Below are 22,184 nucleotides of genomic sequence, written 5' to 3'. Positions count from 1 at the left end.
CCCGGTTCGGTCTTGACATTCGCCCTGCGACGGGAGCCCGGAGACGGTTTGGGTCCCAAGAAGGCGCGGAGATCTCCGCGACCCGCGGATCCCCGCTGTTGCGCGCTATCCGCCGGCTCGCCTGAGCACGCCGCCGAGGCCCATCCACTCGATGTACGCCCGCTGCACGTCCTCGGTCCTGCGGTTGATCTCCTCCGCGGCGCCGTTGCCCAGCGGGTCGAGCACGGTGCGCAGCGGCCGCTCCCCGGCCGGCAGCTGCGTGAGCTTCAGGATCGCGTCCGCGACCTGCTGCGGGTCCGGCGGACCCTGGCGCTTCATCGTCTCGATCACCGGCTTCCACAGCTCCGCGGCGAGCGCGAAGAGGGCGCCATACTCCGCCGCTCGGGCCTCGTCGGCCTGCATCGCGTTGGCCATCACGCCGGTCGTCGGGAACGCGCCCGGCTCGATGATGGCGACGTCGATCCCGAGCGGCGCGAGCTCGTAACTTGCGCACTCGGCCATCGCCTCCAGCGCGAACTTGCTCGCGCTGTAATGGCCGAAGAGCGGCGTCGCGACCCGCCCGACGGCGCTGCTCACGTGGACGAGGAGGCCGCTCTTCTGCCGCCGCATCGCGGGCAGCACGGCGCGGTTGACGCGCACGGCGCCGAGGTAGTTCACCTGGAACATCGCCTCGGCCTGCGCCACGGTGAACGCCTCGATCGGCCCCTGCGACAGGACGCCCGCGTTGTTGATCACCACGTCGACGCCGCCCGCCTCGTCGAGCGCGCGCGCCACGCCCGCGTCGACCGAGGCGTCGCTCGTCACGTCGAGCTCGATCACGCGGAGCGCGAGCCCCTCGCGCGCGGCGAGCTCCGCGAGCTCGGACGCCGGCCCCGCGTTCTTCGACGCGATCGCGCGCATCCCGGCGAAGACGCGGTGTCCCGCGCGGGCGAGGGTGACGGCGGTCGCGCGGCCGAAGCCGCTGCTGGATCCTGTGATGAGGGAACGGAGCTCTCGGGTCATTCTCTCGCTCGCTTTCGAAAGGGGGAGCAAGGAGCGTATCGCGCTGGATCCCCCCGTGGAACCGGAGAACGGCGATCGTCGGGGTGCGCGGGACAATTTGCCACGCCCTCATCTGGGTATCGTCGCGACAAGATCGATTTCACTGTGAAGTGCAGCGGTCGAATCGCAGGCTCGCGCGTGCGCGCCGAGATAGTTCCATCGGTCCTGGAGCGGCCGACTCGGCGGATGGCCGGGCGGCGCGATCCACCCATGGATTGCCTGCCTTGACCCCTTTGGGTTGAACCGTATAGTCAGCCAGACGGTCTGGCTGCCCACAAATCGTGTCTGCCGGACCGTCGAGCACACGACCGCTGCCCCGCGCGGGTCGCGGACGTGTGCGCCGTGGTTGCATCGTCCACCATCACATCATCGGAGGTTCGAATGGAACACCTGATTCGGCAGATCGCCCAGGATCGTCTCTGGAAGCAGTGGATCGCGGCCAACACGTCCAGCGCGCCGACGCTCGACGCCGGCTGCATCTCGCGGAAGGAGGGCTGTATCTCGAAGAAGGCCGGCTGCATCTCGCGGAAGGCGGGCTGCATCTCGAAGAAGGCGGGCTGCATCTCGAAGAAGGCGGGCTGCATCTCGAAGAAGGCCGGCTGCATCAGCTGACGGAGCCGCCGGGGCCGCGAGCGAGGCGGCAGGACCATGTGCATCTTGCCGTGGTCTTCTGCCTCGCTCGCGCGCGCCCGGACCGATGGGGGCCGCGCTTCTCGATGGCTGTTCAACCTTTTTCCTGGAGTCGACCGATGGACGCCCACGGACCGACGCTCGCGGCGATGATCGATCAGGTCAGGGACATCCCTATCTACCGGCGGTCGATCGAGAATGGCTCTTTCCCGATCCTGGACAAGCCGGAGATCGCAAGAGGCTTTCCGGACAACTGGATGACCCCGAGGCTCGCCGAGGCGCTGAAGGCCGGCGAGGCGGAGCTCGTGCTCTCGACCGGGACCAACCACGCGCGGATGCAGATCATCCGCCCGCCTTTCTTCCTTCTGAAGTCGTACTACCGCCTGTGGAGCGAGCACCCCGACATCGCGGTCACCTGGCATGAGGGCTGCCAGCGCGTCTCGATCACCACGGTGCTGGCGACCGAGCACGTGGCGCGGCTCGCCGCGAGGCGGCGCGGCGCCGAGGCGCCGGCGCTCCCCGGCCTCGAGGATCGCCGGCTCGACGAGCGGACGCTCTATATCAACCTGCGGCTCGACCCGGCGCTCTGGGATCGCGGCGACGTCGAGCGCATGCTCGGCGAGATGAGCGCCGTCCGAGACGCGCATCCGCGAGGCCTTTATCACCTCGACTGCGATGGCTACCACCTCGCTCACCTGGTGAAGAAGGCCATGGACATGGGAGCGTGGGAGCGCTTTCCGAGGCCGGCCAGCGTCGTTCACGCCTACGAGCTCACGCCGAGGAACGTGCGGCGGTTTTTGGCGGAGCACGTCGAGTGCCCGATCGTCGACCTGTTCGGCAGCACCGAGCTCGGATATCTGTATTACAGCGATCGTCACGGCCGCTACTGGCCTTACCTGGACCAGATGCACCTGGAGCTGATCCCTGTCGAGGAGGGCAGCGCGATCTACAGCCTCATCGTCTCGAGCGTGCGCAACCCCTGCATGCCGCTCATCCGCTATCGCTCGGGCGACTGCGCCGAGACGGTCGACGGCTCCCCCGATCCGCTCCGGATCCGCCGGTTCTGCGGGCGAGAGCGGGAGCTCCTCTGGGCCGAGAAGAGGGGCCCGATCTCGCAGGCCGATCTCGATGACTGGATCGCCGTCTCCGCGCCGTCCGTCTTCATCTATCAGCTCCACACGGAGGGGCGGCGGCGGGGCCGATTGCTCTATACCACCTTCGACGACGCGCCCGTCGGCCCGGCCGCGGCGCGCGCGCTGCGAGAGCGGATCTGGGAGGGCGCAGGCCTCGATTGCGTCCTCGAGCACCGCGCCCATGTCGCGATCGGCAAGTCCGGGAAGCACGCATGGCTGGTGCAGGGCGGCGAGGCCGCGGAGCGAGGTGGCTCGTGACGATGGAACGACCCAGGGTGACGGCCGCCGCGCTGAAGGCGCGGCTCGACGGCGCGTTCTTCTCCGGCGTGGTGCGCCATTTCGTGCGGACCACCGGCGAGGAGCCCGTTTATGTCGAGCGTCAGGTGCTCGAATGCCTGCGGTACCTCTACCTGATATCGCGCTATCCGGAGCCGCTTGCGGGGCTGTTCCTGCCCGTGGAGCAGGCGATCGACGAGGTCTGGCATTACCTGATCTTGCAGACGCGGGAGTACCGCGAGCTGTGCGAGGAGCGCCTCCCGGGCCGCTTCTTCATCCATCACCGCAGCCTGCCCTACGAGGACTATCAGGAGGGGCAGGTCAGCCGGGAGCAGGCGATCGAGGAGGCGCTGCGCTGGCTGCCGCTCTACCGCGACGAGTTCGGCCCCTTCGACGAGGGCGCGCTGCCTCACTGGACGATGGTGCGCTTCCTCCACGAGCGCCTGGGCCTCTCCCTCGAGGCGATCGCCGCGCTCGACGCGGGGAACGGGGCCGCCCTGCCAGGCGTGGAGCGCGACCGTTGAGCCGTCAGGCTGTCGTCACTGCGCCCGTGCCCGCCACGTCGGTCAACACGCTGGTCCTGCTGCTTTGCCAGGTCCTGGGGATCGCTTCCGTGGTGTCGGTCCAGTTCGCCGGCAGCGTGGTGGGTGAGCGGCTCGCGCGGGACATGCGGCTCGCGACGGTCCCGGTGGCCGTGCTCGTGCTGTCCTCGGCCCTGGGCACCTGGCCGGCCAGCCAGCTGATGCGCCGCTTCGGGCGCAAGCCCTGCTTCATCGCCGCGGCGCTCCTGTCCGCCGGCTGCCTCGCGCTCGCGGCGCGCGCGGTGGACCGCTCCGATCTCCCGCTGTTCTGCGCGGCGGTCTCCGGCGTCGGCCTGCATGGCGCCTTCGTGCAGCAATACCGCTTCGCGATCCTCGAAGGGCAGGAGAGTCACCGGGCGCCGCGCCTCTTGACGATGATCCAGCTCGCCAGCGCGCTCGGCATCGTCCCAGGCATCTCGCTCTTCGGCCTGCTCGAAGGACGGACGTCGAGCGAGCTGCCCTCTGCCCTGCTCGTCCTTTCGGCGCTCCAGGTCGTCGCGGCGCTCGCGTTCGTGTCGTACCGGCCGCAGGAAGCGCGGGTCGCGGAGGCCCCCGCCGCGCACGACGCCGGGGCTCGCGCGCTGTACTGGCCCATGGTGGCGATGGGCGCCGGCGCATTCCTCGTGATGAGCCTCATCATGGTGCCGACGCCACTGCAGATGTGCGGCGTCGAGCAGAGCTCGATCCGGCAGGCGGGCTGGGTGATCGAGGTGCACCTCCTGAGCATGTACCTGCCTTCGCTCTCGGTCGGCGCCCTCCTGAAGCGGATGTCGATCGCGGCGCTCCAGGGGCTCGGGCTGCTTTTCCTGCTGGCGGGGTTCGTGATCAGCCTGGCTCCAGGGTTCGAAGGGCACCTGGTCGGGCTCTCGCTGGTCGGGGTCGGGTGGTGTTATGTGTTCGTGACCGCGACGACCCTTGTCGCGCGCAGCCGGCCCGGCCCCGAGCGTTTCCGGGCGCAGGGCGTCAATGATCTGTGCGTGTTCGCCGCCAGCGGCGCGGCGTCGCTCGCGTCCGGCGCGCTCCTGTCGGCGCTGGGGTGGAGCGGCCTCGTGCACCTCGGGGTGGTGCTGGTCCTGAGCTTGATGGCGCTCGCCCTTCGCGTCCACCGCGCCCCACGCCCGGCGCCGGCGCAGGGCGGCGCGCGTCTCTGAAGCGATCGCGCGGGGCCTCGATCGGCCTCCCGCGCACCCATGTCCGGAGAGGGAGGCGAACATCATGTCTGACGTGCAGCCGAATCGTTCAGGGGACAGCCCCGCGCCGCTGGGCCGCGTCGACGCCGTCGTCGTCGGCGCCGGGTTCGCGGGTCTGTACATGCTCTACCGCCTGCGCCGGCTCGGCCTCTCGGTCCGCGTCTACGAGGCGGGCGGCGGGGTGGGCGGCACCTGGTACTGGAACCGCTACCCCGGCGCGCGCTGCGACATCGCGAGCATGGACTACTCCTATTCGTTCTCTCCCGAGCTCCAGCAGGAATGGACGTGGACCGAGCGATACGCCACGCAGCCGGAGATCCTGCGTTATCTCGAGCACGTCGCGGACAGGTTCGAGCTCCGCGCGCACATCCAGCTCCGGACGCGGGTGACCGCGGCCGCCTTCGACGAGGCGACGGATCGGTGGGTGATCCGGACCGACGACGGCGCCAGCGTGTCCGCCCGGTTCTTGATCATGGCGACAGGCTGCCTGTCCGCCGCGAAGGTGCCCGACATCGCGGGGCTCGAGGCGTTCCGTGGCGAGCGATACCACACGAGCCACTGGCCGCACGGCGGCGTCGACTTCACCGGCAAGCGCGTCGGCGTCATCGGCACGGGCTCGTCCGGCGTCCAGGTCATCCCCGCCATCGCCGAGCAGGCGGCGCGACTCTTCGTCTTCCAGCGGACCCCGTGCTTCAGCGTGCCAGCGCGCAACGCGCCCCTGGAGGCGGCCTATGAATCGTGGATGAAGGCGAACTACGCGGAGCACCGGCAGAGGGCCCGCGAGACGCGCGCCGGGGTCATCATGGACGTCGACCCGCGCTCCGCGCTCGAGGTGCCGCCCGAGGAGCGGGAGCGCGCGTATCAGGCTCGCTGGGAGCAGGGCGGCACCGGCTTCCTCGCCACGTTCTCGGACGTGATGCGGTCCCGGGAAGCCAACGAGACCGCCGCCGAGTTCGTCCGATCCCGGATCCGCGCGACCGTCCGCGACCCCGCCGTCGCCGAGGCGCTGTCGCCGAGGGGGTATCCGCTGGGGACCCGGCGGCTCTGCGTCGACACAGGCTATTACGAGACCTTCAACCGGGAGAACGTCACGCTGGTCGACGTCAGGGCGTCGCCTATCGAGGAGATCACGAAGACGGGGCTCCGGACGCGGAGCGCGGAGTACACGCTCGACAGCCTCGTGTTCGCCACGGGCTTCGACGCCATGACGGGCGCCTTGACCAGGATCGAGCTCCGCGGGAGGGGCGGCGAGCCGCTCACGGCGAGGTGGGCCGACGGCCCGCGCACCTACCTCGGCGTCGCCATCGCCGGCTTCCCGAACCTGTTCACGATCACCGGGCCTGGGAGCCCGTCCGTGTTCAGCAATGCGATCGTCTCCATCGAGCAGCACGTGGAATGGATCGCGGACTGCATCGCGTACCTGCGAGAGCGAGGCTTCGCGCGCATCGAGGCCACCGCCGAGGCGGAGGACGCGTGGGTCGCGCACGCCAGCGAGGTGGCCGGCGGCACGCTGTATCCGCTGGCCAGCTCCTGGTACGTCGGGGCGAACATCCCTGGCAAGCCGCGCGTCCTCATGCCCTACGCCGGGGGCGTCGGCGCCTACAGAAAGCGGTGCGAGGCGGTCGCGGCTCGGGGATACGAGGGGTTCTCCCTGTCGAGGGCAGGGTAGCCGCGTCCAGCCGGGGTGGGCCCTCGTGATGGGCGCGATCGGCGCGGAGGCCGAGCACGGCGGTCCCCGCTCGCCCAGCGCCCGATCGGCGCGGCTCGCTGGCTCGAAGGGAGACGCGCGAGGGGGCCATCTGCAGCGCACGGCCATCGGCTGCCCATCGCCTGGCAACTGTGGTAGCTGACCGCCGTGAACGCCACACACGAACCGTCGTACCTGGTCCCGGAGGCCGTCGCCGCCTTCGACGAGGGAGCGCGGCAGGCGGTCTACGACGTCATCGCCCTGCGGCGGGACGTGCGGCATTTCGAGCCGGGGCGCGCGCTCGACCGGGCTGTCCTGCGGCGCATCCTCGAGGCCGCCCACCTGGCGCCCAGCGTGGGATTCTCCCAGCCCTGGGGCTTCGTCGTGGTGCGTGACGAGGCGCAGCGCGCGCGGATCCGCGAGAGCTTCCTTCGCTGCCGTCAGGCGGAGGCTGCCCGTTTTCCGGAGGGCCGGCGCGAGCAGTACCTCTCCTATCGCCTCGAGGGGATCCTCGAGGCGTCGCTCAACGTGTGCGTCGCTGTCGATCTGAGGCCGCGCGGGGAGGCGATCCTGGGCACCATCGTCCAGCCCCAGGCGGTGCGCGCGAGCGCGTGCTGCGCGGTGCAGAACCTCTGGCTCGCCGCGCGCGCCGAGGGCGTCGGCGTCGGCTGGGTCAGCATCGTGGAGCCCGCCGTCCTCCGCGACGAGCTGCGCCTCCCGCCGGGCGTGGAGCCGATAGCGTATCTCTGCCTGGGCCACCCCGTCGCGTTCCGGCGGCGACCGATGCTGGAAGAGAGCGGCTGGCGAGAGCGGCGCGCGGTCGATGAGGTCGTCCACGAACATGGCATCTGGCAAGACCGCGACGGCGCCAGCGCGCCCGCGGCGGGCCGGTCGAGCGAGCCGCCGCGCTCATCGCTCCGCACGACGGCGATCTCACCGCTCGACGCCGCCGCCATGGAGGCCTCCCGTGCGCACCAGGCCACGCTCGGCCTGCCGGCGGGCAGCCTGGGGCGGCTCGGGCAGCTCGCGGCGTGGTGGGCCGGCGTGCGCAGCGATCTCCTGCTCTCGCCGCCCGCGCCGGGGTTGGCCGTGTTCTGCGCGGACCACGGCGTCGTCGCGGAGGGCGTGAGCGCTCACCCCTCGTCGGCGACGACGGCGAGGCTCGCGAACGTGATGGCCGGGGGCGCGGCGGTCTCGGCGCTGGCGGCGCGCCACGGCGTGCGGCTGGTCGCGGTCGACGTCGGCCTGGCGGGCGATCTCTCGGCGCTGCCCTGCGCGCCTGTCGTCCCGCTGGCGCCGCGGGTGGTGCGGCGTGGCACCGGCAACCTGCGGCGCGAGCCGGCGATGACGCGCGACGAGGCGGCGTGCGCGATGGAGGCGGGGGCCGAGACCGCCCGCGCGCTCGCCGCGGAGGGCGTCACGCTCGCGGGCGCCGGCGACATCGGCGTCGGCAACACGACCGCGGCGACAGCCGTCCTGTGCGCCCTCACGGGCGCGCCGCCGGCGAGCCTCGCGGGACCGGGCGCCGGCCTCGACGCGGAGGGCGTCGCGCGCGAGGCCAGCGTCGTCGCCGGCGCGCTCGCGCTTCACGTGCCCGATCCCACCGACCCTCTCGATGTGCTGGCGAAGGTCGGCGGGCTGGAGATCGCCGCGATGGCCGGCTTCGCGCTCGAGGCCGCGCGGCTGCGCATGGGCGTCGTCGTCGACGGGCTGACGGCGTGCGCCGCGGCCCTCTGCGCCGTCAGGATGGCCCCGGCGCTCCGCCCATGGCTCCTCGCCGCGAACCGCTCGGCCGAGCCGGCGGCGGCCCTCGCGCTCACCGAGCTCGGTCTCGATCCGCTCTTCGACCTGGGCCTAGGGGTGGGCGAGGGGATCGGCGCCGTGCTCGGGCTGCACCTCGTCGGCACCTGCGTCTCGACGCTGAGCGGGCTCGACCCTCGTCGCGAGCCCGCGGGCGGCTCCGGCGCTCACGGGGTCGTCGCTTCGGGCTCCGTCTCCGGCGCCGGCTCCTTGTAGAACGCCACGTCGTCGATCCACACGCTGAATGCACGGCTCGCCGAGAAGCGAAACTGGATGGCCCAGATCTTCGTCAGGTCGATCGCCTCGAACTGCTGGCCCCAGCTGGACTGCGCGAGGGCGGAGAAGGGCACCTTGAACTGAGTCCAGCAATTCTTCAGCGTGACGACCCTGGTGAAATGGTCGTCGCACCCGCCCCCTTCGGTGGTGCAGATGCCGCCCTTGCTCCAGGTCTGCACGTCGGCGACGTCAACGGTCACCTTCGTCGAGGCGGGGCCGTCCGCATAGGCAAAGAAGGTGATGCCGCTGTACGCGGAGGCGTCGTAGAGGCCCTGATTGGACGCCGAAGTGCTGTTCAATTGGAAGCCGAACAGGGCACCCCACTTCGAAAACAGGTCATCGCCCTCGACGTGCACTGCCAACGTGCTGTCGCCGCGCGGCGGCTCGAGGAGGCTCATAGTGAACGGCTCACCCACGTCGGGCGTTTGCGTCCCCTCGCCATCGTTCCCCACGTACCAGGCCCCTTGCCGGGGGTTCGTTTCATCCACCACTTTGATGATGGTGTCGTTGTCATCTTCCATGTCGTCGATCATCGACAGTTCCAGGGTGGGGTCGCCCATCGGCGGCTCCGGGCATCCTGCCCCCTCTCCGCCGCCTCCCGCGTCCCCGCCGGCGCCGCCTTCGCCGCCAGCGCCCCCGCCTCCCGCGCTCGTGCCGCTGGTGCTGCTGGTCGTACCGCCCTCGCCGCCGGCGCCCCCGCCTCCCGTGTTCCCGCCTTCGCCGCCTTCGCCGCCAGCGCCCCCGCCTCCGGTGTTGCCCTGCGCGACCTCGTACAACTTATCGAAGCCGAAGATCTGGGCACATCCAACCCCGAGCACCGCAATGAGGCACCCGCTGGTCCACCGCGCAAAAGCCAGCTTGCTGTTCATGGTCATGGAAGGGATCTCCGAGAAGCTTCAGCCAATCACGATAGGACGCTGCGTCCCAGAATGGAAGCGCGTCGGTCGCGACGCGAGCCGCCGCGGCGCGGGCTCGAGACAACGGTTTTCGGCCCCTCGCCGGCCCAGCGCTGCTCAGCCTGTCGGATCAAGGCAGCTCGGCTGCGCGTGCGCGGGGCGACCGTTCCCTACATGAGCTGTCTTCGTGAGGAAGCCTCCGCCATCGCCTGTTGGCGACTCGGTAGCTCTCGCGAGCTCCCTATGAGCACGAGTCAACACGCCCCTTCGGCGCGGCGGCCGCGGGCCGCGCCGGCGAGCGCGAGCCCGAGCAGCGCTGCCTGGACAATGCATGTCTCGACCGCAGGGTAGATGCCGAGCGCGGTGAGTCGAGGGAGCGGCATCCGGTGGAGCGGCAACAACCCGCAGAGCTGGAGGGCGGCCACGGCGCGGCCGGCGAGCGGGACGCACAGCAGACAGGCGAGCCAGGCGGGAGGGCTCGCCCAGCGGCGCGCGGCCGCCCGGCTCGCGCGGGTGACCAGCGCCGCGCCGGCCGCGAGCAGCGCGAGCGTGATCGACACCCCGGCCACGGCGGGCGGCGCGACGGGGAGCGACACCCCGAGCGCGGCGTCGAGCGCCGAGAACGCCGCGCCGAAGCCGGCCAGCAGCGCGGCCGCGAACACGGCCGCTCGGCCGCCTCGCGACAGGCCGCCATGCCATGGATCCTGCGAGCGCACCTGCAGCGCGCCGCGCCGCCGGGCGAGCGCCGCCGCGCCGGCGAGCGCCGCGAGCGCGAGCGAGATCGTCGCGCCTGCCGTGAGCGTTCGCCAGAAGCCGGTCATGTGCCCGAGCGCCGCCGCGACCCAGGCGGCGAGCGCGAGCACCAGCGCCGCGCCCGACGCGACGTGGACGACACGCCGGCTCCGCGACGACGCGACGGCGGCGAGCGCGGCGAGGAACAGCGCCGCAGGGGCGAGCTCGCGCAGCGCCAGGCGGCTCGAGACCTGGGCCACGAGCCGACCTGGCGCGACTCCGGACCGCGCGAGCGCGACCTCGGCGTAGGTCGCGTCGCGCAGGAGCGTGGCCATGCCCGCGTCGAGCGCGTCTGTCGTCGCGCCTGCCGCGAGCGCCGCTCGAAGGGCGAAGGCGCCGTCGCCGAGGTCGCTCGCGAGCGCCTCGTTCACGGTGCGGACGCTCGCCTCGGCCACGTCGATGCCGTCGAGCTGGGCTGTGCTGAGCGCCTCGCGCGCGTCGACGAGCCTGCCCTCGCGCAGCGCGGCGCGCCCCCTGTCGAGCGCGGCGCGCGCGATGGAGAGGGGGTGTGACGCGGCCTCGCCGCCATAGGCCACGCGCCGCCGGAGCTCCGCGAGGAGCGCCGCGTGCCGCTCGGCGGGGATCCCGCGCGCGGCGAGCTCGGCGCGCAGGTCCGCGTCGGAGCGGACCGCGAGCTCGACCATCGAGTAGCCCGGGAGATCGAGCGGCCTCGGGCTTTCACCGGGCTCGGGGTGGTGGAGGCCGGCGACGTGGAAGGCGAGGTCCCAGCGGTCGCGGGCGGAGAGAAAGGTGAACGGCACCATGGCCGTGCCGCTGACGCCGAATCGAACCGCGGACTCGACACCGATGGGCGCGAGCTGCTCGGCGATGATCGCGTCGTGGAAGTTCGCCGGGTGCGGGACCAGGCTCGCCGCGCGCCGGGTATCGGCGTGCCCCGTCGGGCCGTGGCAGGTGGCGCAGTTCTCCTGGTAGAGCGCCGCGCCGCGCGCCGCGTCGGGCCGCGAGAGCGGCGCCTCCGCCAGCCGGAAGGCGGACGCGACCCGGTCGCGCGCGCCCCTGGCCGCGATGGCGACTCGATCCGCGGCGACCTTCGCCTCGACGAGCTCACGCACGCCGACGATGCCCTGCGCGAGGTCGCCCGCCCCGCTCTCGAGCGCGGACGGCTGGATGCGGGTGGCGACCTGGATCGCCTCGCCGAGCAGCGCCAGCTGCTCGTCATACTCGATGACGCTGGTGACGGCGCCGTTCGCGACGCTCCCGCCGTAGTCCATGGCGACATAGCCGAGCACATGGACGAGGCGGCGCGCCTCGACCTCGGCCGGCTCCCCCGGATCCGCCAGCGCAGGGCGCTCGCCCAGGAGCAGGACGGCGGCCATGGCGGCCGCGCCGACCGCCGCCATGGCGGTGCGCCCGGCCGTCGTTGCTCGCGAGATACGCGGGAGTCGCGGGAGCCGTGGAAGGCGCGGGGTGGAGCCGGCCCGCGCCGGCGATCCAGCGCCCACCCCCGTCGCGATCATGCGCCCAGGTCGCGCGGCTAGGCGGCGGAGGCGGAGAACAACCAGAAATCGCGATGTCACGTATCCCTCATACAATCGAAAAAGAGTTCATGCTAGCTTCCCTCGATCCTGCAGCGACCCGCTGCTCGACGACAATGCTTTGAGGTCCTCATGATGATCCCGCAGCGTGGCGTTAAGGGGCGCCGCACCGGCTGGCCAGGGAGCAGAAAGGTTTTGCAAGACTGACCTACCGCTGTCGCGCGAGGCGGCTACGGGCGAAGGCCCCGGCGTCCATCCTCCGTGCGAGCGCCCGTGCAAGAGCGAGCGGACGCGACTGAGCGCTGGGACGACGAGCGCCCGCCGTCGGCGCCGGACACGTATTCAGTGTTGGCCAGTGTTGGCCAGTGTTGGCGCTCGCTCGACAGTCGCGACGGAATTCTGTTGTGCTTGAGCGCGCCCCGGCACTCGCTGCCCTCCGGCGCGGCTCAGAGACAGAGAACGGAGTGGTCTGCCGCCGGCGCGAGGCTCTCCGATTTAAGATGATCTCTCATGTGTGGTTTCGGTAAGATGGTAGCAGCGCGTTCACGTCCGATGCGCTGATCGCGAACGGTATCCGGCGCGATGCGATCGCTGACGTGACCGTGCCGGGAAGGCGCCCGGCTCGCCGCATGGCGAGCGTTTGTTGGAGGCAAGGCGGGATGAATCAGGAAGCTCGGAGGGTGAAGCAATGAAATTGAACCCCGGACATCTGGCCGCAGCGTCGGTGGCAGTGACGATGGCGTGGGCCGGCGAGGCGGCCGCTCAGTCGGTGATGAGGCAGCCCTATCTGCAGTCGTTGACGCCCAACTCGGTCTACGTGGTGTGGACGACCGACGTGGGCACGAACAGCCGCGTGCGCTACGGGACCGATCCGGCGAATCTGACGCAGACGGTGGACCTCGGCGCGCTCGCGACCCAGCACGAGGTGCTCATCAGCGGGCTCACGCCGAACACCCGTTACTACTACAGCGTCGGTACATCGAGCGCGGTGCTGGCGGGCGGCTCCTCCTCCTTCTACTTCGAGACGGCGCCGCCCGTGTCCACGCCGAAGAAGTTCCGGGCGTGGATCATCGGCGACACCGGCTACGGCGGCACGGCGCCCTGGGCGACGCGAGACGCGATGCTGAACACCGTCGGCGCGTACCGCCCCGACCTGTTCCTGCACATGGGGGACATGGCGTACAACTTCGGCACCACCGAGGAGTTCACCAACGGCTTCTTCAATCAGTACGCGGCGATCCTCCGCAACACGGTCGTGTGGCCGACGTTCGGCAACCACGAGGGCCTGAGCTCCGACTCGGCGACGCAGACCGGTCCTTATTACACCGCCTACGTGCTCCCCACCGCCGGGGAGGCCGGCGGGGTTCCCTCCGGTACGGAGGCTTACTACTCGTACGACTATGCGAACGTCCATTTCGTCGTGCTCGACGGCTATGGCTCCTCGCGTTACTCGAGCGGCGCGATGGCGGCCTGGCTCGCCGCCGATCTCGCCGCGACGGAACAGGACTGGATCATCGCGTACATGCACTTTCCGATGTACACGAAGGGCACCCACGACTCGGACGAGGACTGGCTGATCATCGAGCACCGGGAGTACCTCGCGCCCATCCTCGACGCGGGCGGCGTCGACCTCGTGCTCGCGGGCCATTCGCACAACTACGAGCGCTCGTTCCTCGTGGACGGCGCCTACGATACGCCGACCACGGCGGACGGGCACATCGTCGACGGGCACGACGGCAAGCCGCTCGGCGACGGCCCCTACGTGAAGCTCCCTGGCAAGGGGAGCCACGAAGGGGCGGTCCATGTCGTCGCCGGCCACGGCACGTACGTGGGCGGCTCGGGAGGCCACCCGCTCATGTACTTCAACGAGGCGCAGAGCGGCTCGTGCCTCCTCGACGTCGAGGACAACCGGCTCACGGTGTCCAACGTTCGCTACGACGGCGTGATCAGCGATCGCTTCGCGATCGTGAAGGGAACGGCCCTCGACGTCGCGGCGCCCGACGGCGGGGAGCGCCTGCCGCCGGGCGGCATCTTCCCGATCCGCTGGGCGACCGTGGGGAACATCCCCACCGTCCGGATCGAGTACACGACCGACAACGGCGCGACCTGGACCACGATCACGAGCAGCGCCGCCAACACGGGCCGCTACAACTGGGTGGTTCCCTCCACCGACACGACGACGGCGCTCGTGCGCGTCTCCGACGCCGAGCACCCGCTGCTCTCCGACGAGAGCAACGCCGGCTTCACGATCCAGAGCCTCCCCCGCACGGCGGTCTACTTCGGCGACTACTGGGTTTACGACGACCTGGGCGTCGACCGGGGTACGGCCTGGCGGAACCTCACGTTCGACGACTCCTCGTGGAAGGGGGGCTGGGGGCAGCTCGGCTACGGCGACGGCGGGGAGAGCACGGCCCTCTACCGGGCCACGCCGTCGTATCCCACCGCCTACTTCCGCAAGATCATCCCGATCGACGGGCCGGTCGCGCAGGCGACCATGAAGCTCATCCACGACGACGGCGTTGTCGTCTGGCTCAACGGCGCCCAGGTGGCATCGAAGCGCGTGGCCAACACGGCCTACGGTGACTATGCGTCCGCGGAGTCGCGCGACGACGAGCTCACCACGGTGACGCTCTCCCCGAGCTCCTTCGTGGTCGGAAGCAACATCCTCGCCGTGATGGTCAAGCAATCGGCCCCCAATTCGACCGATCTGTCCTTCGACATGGAGCTGACGCTCACCTATGCGCCACCCGGCAGCGGGAGCAGCAGCAGCTCGAGCTCGTCCAGCAGCTCGAGCTCGTCCAGCTCGAGCAGCAGCTCGAGCGCCTCGAGCACGAGCGTATCCAGCACGAGCAGCAGCAGCACGGGCGTATCCAGCACGAGCAGCAGCTCGAGCGCCTCGAGCACGAGCACAGGCAGCGTCATGATGAGCAGCTCGATGAGCGTGGGCAGCGGCGGCGCGGGCGGGGCCGGCGGCGCTGGCTCCGGAGGCACGCCCGTCTGCAGGACCGTGCAGCGCGGCGTCTTCGGCACGGTCTGGGACGCGACGCTCTGGTCGGCTTCGCCGACCTACAAGGATGGGTCGTACCCGTCGATCTACACGGGCGGAGCCGGCACCGGAGGCTTCCGTGCTGCGCTGGTCTGGTTCGACCTCTCGTTCATCCCCGCCGGCGCGCCGGTCTACTCGGCCACCTTGACGATGAATCAGGTGTACAAGTCGTCGGTCACCACCGTTCGTCTCCACGAGGCCCTCGCGCCCTGGGGCGAGACGACCGTGAGCTGGAACAGCTACAACCAGAGCTGGGAGCCGCTCAGCTTCGCGTCGATCGTCACCGTCAACGGCACCGGCGAGCGGACCGCCAACCTCACCGACCTGGTGCAGGACTGGGTGAGCGGCGTCCTCCCGAATTACGGGTTCGTGATGGAAGAGGACGTGGCGGGGGCGACGCAGTGGCGGGCCAGCGAAGACACCACGGCGTCGCGCCGCCCGCGCCTCGAGGTCTGCTACGCAGAGTGACCGCGCACGGCGACGCCCCGGCGGGCATCGCCGGCCCGCCTCGTCGCCCCGCGCGCGTCCACGATCTCCGATCCATCCCTGGTCAGCGCTGAGCGCCGCAAGAGCGCCCGGAGGGCAGGCTCGCGCCGTCGAGCCGCCTGCGGGCGCAACTGTCAACCGCAGGTTGACGTCGTTGACAGCGGGCCATGACAGCCGCGAGCGTGCCTGTTCGCCGGAGCCGGTGAAACGCCGTCTTTCGGCGGAAAAATGCAATCATGGTGCCCTGATGTGCTGCCGGTGGTGATGGCGCGCCGTGGCCTGGGCATTGCTCTCCACGTGAAGACAGGACAAGACATCACGTGGACATCGTGAGGACATGACGACCCGTGGGGGGAGGGGTGCGCAGAGGGGGTGAAGGGTGGGGGTCGTCGGTCGCGCGCAACGTTAATGATTGAGGGATGAACTCATGAGCTTGAAATTGACCTATGCTTTCGGTGCCCTGTTGTCGTTCGGCCTCGCCGGCTGCCTCGCGGCGGACGGCGCCGACCTGGATGTGGACGTGGACTCGGCGAGCGACGCGCTCAGCGCCGTGAGGATCGAGGCCGAGAACCAGAGCTGGTCCATCTCGTCGGGCGACAGGATCGAAGACAACGCGGACAACGTGAAGCTCCGCGCCAACCAGAGCGGGGACACCTTCAAGTTCTCCGCGTCGGTCGCGTCCGGCACGTACAAGATCGTCCTTCGTTACGCCACGCGGAACGTGTACGGCAAGTACGAGCTCGCCGTGAAGGGATCGTCGGTGAAGTCCTTCGACGCTTATGGCTCCTCCACCGGCGACAGCTGGACGACCGCGACGCTCGGGGAGAAATCGCTCTCTGGCAATGTCGAGTTCGCGCTCACGTGCAAGGGCAAGAACTCCTCGTCGTCGGGGTACGACCTGAAGGTCGACTACATCGAGCTCGTGCCGGTGGGCGGCGGCGACTCTGGCGGGAGCTCGGGCGGCAGCAGCTCGGGCGGCGGCACCACGACGGCGGGGAACGGCGGCGTCGTCAGCTCGACGATCATCGTGAAGGCGGGCGAGACGTTCGACGGCGGCGGCAAGCGGTACATCGCCGACAAGAACACGCTCGGGGACGGCAGCCAGGCCGAGGACCAGAAGCCGGTGTTCAAGCTCGAGGACGGCGCGAAGCTGAAGAACGTGGTCCTCGGCGCGCCGGCGGCCGACGGCATTCACACGTACGGCAACGTCACGCTCGAGAACATCGTCTGGGAGGACATCGGCGAAGACGCCCTGACGGTCAAGAAATCCGGCACCGTGGTGCTGAACGGCGGCTCCGCGAAGAACGGCGACGACAAGGTGTTCCAGATCAACGCGGCCAGCACGTTCAAGGTGTCGAATTTCACGGCGCAGAACGCCGGCAAGTTCATCCGGCAGAACGGGGGGACCGACTTCAAGGTCGACGTCTTCATCGACCGGTGCGACATCTCGAAGATGAAGGAGTCCATCTTCAGGACGGACAGCGGCAGCAGCAGCGTGACGATGACGAACACCCGCTACAGCGGCATCGGCAAGGCGCTCTTCATGGGCGTGAGCTCCTCGAAGATCACGACGTCCAACAACACGCAATACTGACCCGGCGGTTCTGCACATTTCCGCCAGGGCAGGAGCGTCCTCGCGGGCGCTCCTGCTCGCTCTCGCGCGGTGTCAAGGGTCAAGGGCCCTCCGCTCCGTCTCTTCCTCTCTGGCGAGCTGGCGAGAGGCGGGCGAGAGGCCTGGAGCGATGTGTCGCGTCAGGCGCGCTCATGTCAACGTTCACATTCTTCGATCACTCACTGTTCCGGGAAATGTACCGCTAAATTGCGGATCTTTGTCGCGAGGAGAGAAGCGACTGTCATCGCGATAGGAACGCCGGTGTGGCATCATGCGCCAATGCGTACCATCACGGATAGGCTCACACGTAGCGCTCGATACCTCGCCTTCGCGGCCATGCCATTCGCCATCCTGAACTGCTCCAGCAGCGATCCCGATGTGTCGGGGGACGGCGGCGGGACCGCGGCGAGCTCCGGCTCACCGAGCGCCAGCAGCAGCACCAGCAGCAGCGCCAACAGCTCGAGCTCGAGCGGCGGCGACGCCTCGACCACCACGACGTCGGGGGCAGGGGGCAGCGGAGAGGGTGGCGCGACGGGAGTCGGCGGGAGCGGAGAGGGCGGCTCCGGAGGGAGCGGCGGCGCGCCCTCCGAGGAGTTCGCGCTCGCGAGCACCAATCACGCGGAAGGCGCCAAGTTCGCCGACAAGTACACCTGCCAGACCGCCGGCTTCCAGAACAGCGTCATGCCGGAGCTCCACTGGACCGCGGGGCCCGCGGGCACGAAGAGCTACGCCATCACCTTCATCGATGTCACGCTGGCGCACGCGACGCCGTCGCAGCCCAACGGCTATCACTGGGTTCTGTACAACATTCCTGCCACCACCACCTCGCTGCCCGAGGGGTTCAAGCAGGCGGACGCGACGAAGCTCGGCGCCCAGCAGAACTCGAACTACCTCGGGCCTTGCCCCAATTTCGGCTCCAGCACCGGCACGAAGACCGACACCTACGAGTTCACGATCTACGCGCTCGCCGAGGAGTCGATCACGATCACGGGCAGCGGCACGGCTGCAGTGAGGGACGCGGAGACCAAGCTCGAGGCGAAGAACCTGGGCAGCGCGAAGCTCACCGGCACGTCCAACGCCTTCTCGAGTCGATGAAACGGCAGCTGCTTTCTCGGTCCTGAAGCATCCTCTCGAGTGTTTCGAGAAGATTCACAGGGAGGCGGGGAGGCGGGGAGTAAAATTTCATGAATCTCCCTGTCTCCTCGCCTCCCTGTTCAAGCTCCTCTTTCCCGGAATGCCAATAAGATGAGGGGATTTGTCAGCTCTACAGCTTGACCCCGGGGTCGCAGGTGCGATGTCTCGATGACCGTCGTCGGATGCGCAGCGCCTGCCGACTCGAGCGGTCCGTCATCCAGAAGTGGGGTCCCGGCGGCGGCCTTCCGGACGCTTCGGGGCCTGCTGCGGGGAAGACAGGGTCTCCGCGAGCTTGCCGCTCCCCTGTTCGAACAGCTTCTTCTCGTACCAGGGCCGTGTGGCGTGCGCGCGAGCGAGATACGCGAGCGCGAGGACGCCGAGGAGCGGCAAGGCGGCGTAGGCCACGGAGTGGGCCGTCACGTCGGGGCCGATGGCGCTGGCTGAGCTCCACGAGGGGACATAACGCGCCTTCACCGTCTCGCCCTCGCGGAGGCGGGCGAACGCGCCGTGGGACACCTCGTCGGAGAAGGCGGCGCCGCCATCGCCTCGCATCGTGACCTCGAAGCGGGTGTGGTCGCCGTCCTCGTTCTCCTGGAGCCGCGTCACGCGGACGTCCACCGTCTCGCCCAGCCAGCGGCGCGCGTGGAAGGCCGCGAACGCCATGTTGAACACGAGCGACGCGACGGCCGCGGCGATGGCCCACCGCATGTGGAACGCCGCCCTGCGCGCGAACCGCTCGCCGAGCGGCTCGGACGAGAGGAGCATGCGCCCCCCGCGCGGGGGCGCGAGCAGGTATCCCTGCGCCTGCTCGCGGTACCCCTGGGCCTGCGCCTCGGGATCGGGCGCGCGCCGGAGCTCGCCGATCGCGAAGACCCTCTCGCCTGGAAGGAGCTCGGCCACGCGGACGCGCCGGGTGAGATCGATCCGGATCATGCCGTCGAGCGCGTCGACGAGCTGCACGTCCTCGCCCGGCTCGACCCGGATGCGCGCGCCGGACGCGTGGCGAAGATAGAAGGGGTGGACTCGGACCTTGCGGCCGGTCTCGGCCCACTGGTAGGTCCAGACCCCGGAGGTCTCGGACTCGGACCCTTCCTCCTCGATCTCGACGCGCACCGCCACGTCCGCGCCTTGCTCCCGCTCGACGGTGCCCATGACGACGGCCTCGCCGGGGGCGAGCGCGGCGCCGGGCATGAACGAGGCCTCGGCCTGCGCGGCGGCGCGGCGCTGCCGGCGCGAGAGCCGGAGCGCGAGCGCCGCGAGGACGAGCAAGCCGGCCGTCGCGACGCCGTCCACCAGGAGCGACGACAGCCCGGCGTCGAGGTGGTATCGGCTCACGAGCAGCCAGATCCGGGGTTCCATGGCCGGCCATGAGAGCGCAAACCGGCGCGCCCGTGCGAAAAACCCGGCGCGCGCCTGCCTTCCGGAGGAACGATGTCTGCCACGCCGCCTCCCTTCGGCGTCCACGAGCCTGACACGGCAGGGCCGATCGTCGTCAAGCGCGCGCCGTCGAGCCCGCGCTGCGCGGCAAACGTCGCACAGGTGCGCTCTCGTCCCACCACCGGATCCGCTGTTCCACAGCACTCTCGTGGTGCATGCAGACGTTGACACCGCGACGCGACGCACGGAGATTCCGCCCTCAACACCAGGCCCGGGATGATGAGGCTCTCCATGCGCCCAGACGGTTTCTCGCTCTCGTGCTCGGCACTCGCCAGCGTTGCTTTCATCGGTTTTCGCGGTACCGAGCACGTCTCGCAGCCGTACGAGTTCGAGCTCTTCTTCTCCGTCCCGACGAGCACCGACGTGCGCAAGGCGGTGGGCGAGCGGGCGACGGTGCGCGCGAGCCGCGGCGACGGGAAGGACCCGCTCGTCGTGCACGGCGTCATCGCGAGCGTTCGCCTCTTGCACCAGAGCGCGGAGCGGGCGCTGTACCAGGCGCTGCTCGTGCCGAAGCTCTGGTTTTTGCGCCACTTCTGGCGCAGCCACGTCTTCACGAACCAGCCCGTCAAGGAGTTCCTCTCCGCGACGCTCCAGAACGGCGGGCTCGCGGGCGGCGAATTCCGCTTCTCGATCAACGACGGCGACTACCCGGTCGAGGAGTTCGTCGCGCAGTACCGCGAGACGCACCTCGCGTTCTTTCACCGGTGGCTCGAGCGCGAGGGCCTCTACTACTTCTTCGAGCACCCGGAGGACGGGCCCGGCGAGGTGCTCGTCATCGTCGACGATCGCGGGCTGCACGACGACTTCCCGGGCGGCGGGGTCGTGCGCTACGTCCCGCTCTTCGGCGACGACGTGACCGCGCCGCCGGGCCTGCACCAGATCGAGCAGACCGTGCAGTGGCTGCCGAAGACGGTGACCATCGCCGACTACAACTACTCGAACCCGTCCGCGTCGGTGAAGGGCGAGAGCAGCATCACCGCGAACGGGGTGGGGGCGATCCGCGAGTACGGCTTCCGCGTCTTCGTGCAGAGCGACGCCGAGCGCCTCGCGCAGGTGCGCGCGCAGTCGATCGGCTGCCGCGAGGTGACCCTGCGCGGGAGCGGCGACGCGCTCGGGCCGCGGGCCGGGTACCGGTTCTCGCTGGACGATCAGCCCGCCGACGTCGTCGACCAGTGGCTCGCGCTCGAGGTGCAGCACAGCGCGTCGGTCGCCGGGATCACGCCCGAGGTCGCGCGGCTGACGGGGCTCTCGGCCAAGGACATCTACGCGATCAAGCTGCTCGCGATCCCGGCCGACGTGCAGTTCCGCGCGCCGCAGGCGACGCCGTGGCCGCGCATCTACGGGTTCGAGAACGCGATCGTCTGCGGCCCCGCCGACAGCCAGTACGCGCAGATCGACGCCGACGGCCGCTACCTCGTGCGCTTCGAGTTCGACACGAGCGGCCTGCCCGACGCGCGCATCTCGACGCGGGTGCGCATGATGCAGCCGCACGGCGGGACGACCGAGGGCTTCCATTTCCCGCTGCGCAAGGGCACCGAGGTGATGATCTCCTTCCTCGGCGGCGACCCGGACCGGCCCTTCATCGCCGGCGTCGTGCCCAACGCGCACCGGCCGAGCGTCGTCGCGGAGCGCAACCTCAGCCAGAACATCATCCGGACGGGGAGCGGCAACCAGCTCGTGCTCGAGGACGAGCAGGGCAAGGAGTTCATCTTCCTCAGCACGCCGAACAACCGCACCGGCATCTACATGGGGACGCCGAGCGCCAACCACGGGGCGGTCTACACGGGCGACGGCGACACGCAGACCGGCACGTTCCTGTCCCCCGAGAACGCCGACCCGGCCATCGCCGGCAGCAGCCTCGTCGACGTCACGTTCAGCTACCTCGAGACGACCTCGGGAGACGGCGGCTCATGGATCGGCGGCGACTCCTGGGAGAACGTCAGCGGCAACAAGTTCAGCATGGTGGTCTGCAACCTCTGGGCGGGCATCGGCGGGACGTACACGCTCCAGGTCACCGCCGCGGCGACGGAGACCTACTACGCGACGCGCAAGACCACGATCAAGACGGGCCGCGAGGACACGGTCGAAGCCGGCGGCATGAAGCAGACCATCACCGACGGGATGACGCTGACCATCACGAGCGGCGGGATGAAGCATGACGTCCACGGCAAGTTCGAGCAGACGATCGAGCCGGAGGGCTCGTCGACGGTGACCGGGCCGTGGATGCACAAGGTCACGGCCGAGAACTTCGACGACTACAAGAGCTGGAAGACGGAGGTCGCCACCACCTGGAAGGGCCACTTCGGCGCGGACGTCGACCTGAAGTCCGACACGAACTTCCTGATCAAGGCGCCCAACGCGAAGATCACGGCCACCAACCTGAAGTGGGAGGTGCTCGGGCTGACGTTCGACCTCACGCCGAACAAGCACGAGCTCTTCGTCTACAAGGGGGCGACCGGCGTCATCAAGACGGACCACGCCGCGCTCGCCCAGCAGGCCTACTTGCTCAAGCTCGAGACGTCGTTGATCAAGCTCGACTTCGCGGCGATGGACAAGAAGGCTGTCGGCGCCAAGATGGATCAGTTCGGCACCTACCTGAAGCAGCAGGCGATCGCGCTGACCCTCGCTGGGGTCATCGCGTGGAACAGCGCCTTCACGAAGATCTGAGCGC

14 protein-coding genes and 1 pseudogene are annotated in these 22,184 nt (G+C 69.9%); 11 read left to right on the top strand and 4 right to left on the bottom strand.

What is annotated here, in order from left to right; translation table 11 throughout:
* Nucleotides 1-105: 105 nt before the first annotated feature.
* Nucleotides 106-1,002 carry an SDR family oxidoreductase gene (locus tag WME95_RS27560; protein ID WP_437902358.1) on the bottom strand — a complete coding sequence of 299 codons (897 nt, stop codon included), beginning with the start codon at nucleotides 1,000-1,002 and terminating at the stop codon, nucleotides 106-108.
* Between the two features lie 420 nt (nucleotides 1,003-1,422).
* Between WME95_RS27560 and WME95_RS27555 the strand changes: the two genes are divergently transcribed.
* From WME95_RS27555 to cobT, 6 genes are all read left to right on the top strand, one after another.
* Complete coding sequence (locus tag WME95_RS27555; RefSeq protein ID WP_437541335.1) at nucleotides 1,423-1,653, top strand: hypothetical protein; 231 nt, start codon at nucleotides 1,423-1,425, stop codon at nucleotides 1,651-1,653.
* A 137-nt stretch (nucleotides 1,654-1,790) separates the two neighbouring features.
* Nucleotides 1,791-3,062 (top strand): hypothetical protein, encoded by a 1,272-nt coding sequence (locus tag WME95_RS27550; RefSeq protein WP_437902357.1) that lies wholly within the window; start codon nucleotides 1,791-1,793, stop codon nucleotides 3,060-3,062.
* Nucleotides 3,063-3,064: 2 nt separating this feature from the next.
* On the top strand, nucleotides 3,065-3,604 hold the full coding sequence (locus WME95_RS27545; RefSeq protein ID WP_437902356.1) for a glycine-rich domain-containing protein: 540 nt from the start codon (nucleotides 3,065-3,067) through the stop codon (nucleotides 3,602-3,604).
* Complete coding sequence (locus tag WME95_RS27540) at nucleotides 3,601-4,812, top strand: MFS transporter (protein ID WP_437902355.1); 1,212 nt, start codon at nucleotides 3,601-3,603, stop codon at nucleotides 4,810-4,812. The genes WME95_RS27545 and WME95_RS27540 overlap by 4 nt, the downstream gene beginning before the upstream one ends.
* Nucleotides 4,813-4,876: 64 nt before the next feature.
* A complete protein-coding gene (locus WME95_RS27535) occupies nucleotides 4,877-6,520 on the top strand; it encodes a flavin-containing monooxygenase (protein WP_437902354.1) in 1,644 nt (547 codons plus the stop codon).
* A 186-nt stretch (nucleotides 6,521-6,706) separates the two neighbouring features.
* Nucleotides 6,707-8,554 carry a nicotinate-nucleotide--dimethylbenzimidazole phosphoribosyltransferase gene (gene cobT, locus WME95_RS27530; RefSeq protein WP_437902353.1) on the top strand — a complete coding sequence of 616 codons (1,848 nt, stop codon included), beginning with the start codon at nucleotides 6,707-6,709 and terminating at the stop codon, nucleotides 8,552-8,554.
* Here the strand turns inward: cobT and WME95_RS27525 are convergent.
* Nucleotides 8,506-9,489 carry a hypothetical protein gene (locus WME95_RS27525; RefSeq protein WP_437902352.1) on the bottom strand — a complete coding sequence of 328 codons (984 nt, stop codon included), beginning with the start codon at nucleotides 9,487-9,489 and terminating at the stop codon, nucleotides 8,506-8,508. The genes cobT and WME95_RS27525 overlap by 49 nt on opposite strands.
* A 275-nt stretch (nucleotides 9,490-9,764) precedes the next feature.
* Nucleotides 9,765-11,663 carry a c-type cytochrome gene (locus tag WME95_RS27520; protein ID WP_437902351.1) on the bottom strand — a complete coding sequence of 633 codons (1,899 nt, stop codon included), beginning with the start codon at nucleotides 11,661-11,663 and terminating at the stop codon, nucleotides 9,765-9,767.
* An 823-nt stretch (nucleotides 11,664-12,486) separates the two neighbouring features.
* Between WME95_RS27520 and WME95_RS27515 the strand changes: the two genes are divergently transcribed.
* The 4 genes and pseudogenes from WME95_RS27515 to WME95_RS27500 all read left to right on the top strand — a co-directional run bounded on the left by WME95_RS27515 (nucleotide 12,487) and on the right by WME95_RS27500 (nucleotide 18,037).
* A complete protein-coding gene (locus tag WME95_RS27515) occupies nucleotides 12,487-15,312 on the top strand; it encodes a DNRLRE domain-containing protein (protein ID WP_437902350.1) in 2,826 nt (941 codons plus the stop codon).
* 445 nt (nucleotides 15,313-15,757) lie between these two features.
* A pseudogene (locus WME95_RS27510) lies at nucleotides 15,758-16,249 on the top strand (pectate lyase); the annotation flags it as partial.
* 9 nt (nucleotides 16,250-16,258) lie between these two features.
* Nucleotides 16,259-16,924, top strand: a complete 666-nt coding sequence (locus tag WME95_RS27505; RefSeq protein WP_437555504.1) for a pectate lyase — start codon at nucleotides 16,259-16,261, stop codon at nucleotides 16,922-16,924.
* 354 nt (nucleotides 16,925-17,278) lie between these two features.
* Nucleotides 17,279-18,037, top strand: a complete 759-nt coding sequence (locus tag WME95_RS27500) for a YbhB/YbcL family Raf kinase inhibitor-like protein (RefSeq protein WP_437902349.1) — start codon at nucleotides 17,279-17,281, stop codon at nucleotides 18,035-18,037.
* 252 nt (nucleotides 18,038-18,289) lie between these two features.
* On the opposite strand, the gene WME95_RS27495 is transcribed toward WME95_RS27500, so the two are convergent.
* The gene (locus WME95_RS27495; RefSeq protein ID WP_437902348.1) at nucleotides 18,290-19,435 is read right to left on the bottom strand and encodes a hypothetical protein; all 1,146 of its coding nucleotides are present in this window, start codon (nucleotides 19,433-19,435) and stop codon (nucleotides 18,290-18,292) included.
* Nucleotides 19,436-19,744: 309 nt separating this feature from the next.
* Between WME95_RS27495 and WME95_RS27490 the strand changes: the two genes are divergently transcribed.
* Nucleotides 19,745-22,180 carry a type VI secretion system Vgr family protein gene (locus WME95_RS27490; RefSeq protein ID WP_437902347.1) on the top strand — a complete coding sequence of 812 codons (2,436 nt, stop codon included), beginning with the start codon at nucleotides 19,745-19,747 and terminating at the stop codon, nucleotides 22,178-22,180.
* The last annotated feature ends 4 nt before the right edge of the window (nucleotides 22,181-22,184 follow it).

This window comes from Sorangium sp. So ce327 (genome assembly GCF_051530205.1).
Classification (GTDB): domain Bacteria; phylum Myxococcota_A; class Polyangia; order Polyangiales; family Polyangiaceae; genus Sorangium; species Sorangium cellulosum_B.
Note: the sequence above shows the minus strand (reverse complement) of the source record. Positions and strands in the feature narration are given on the sequence as shown.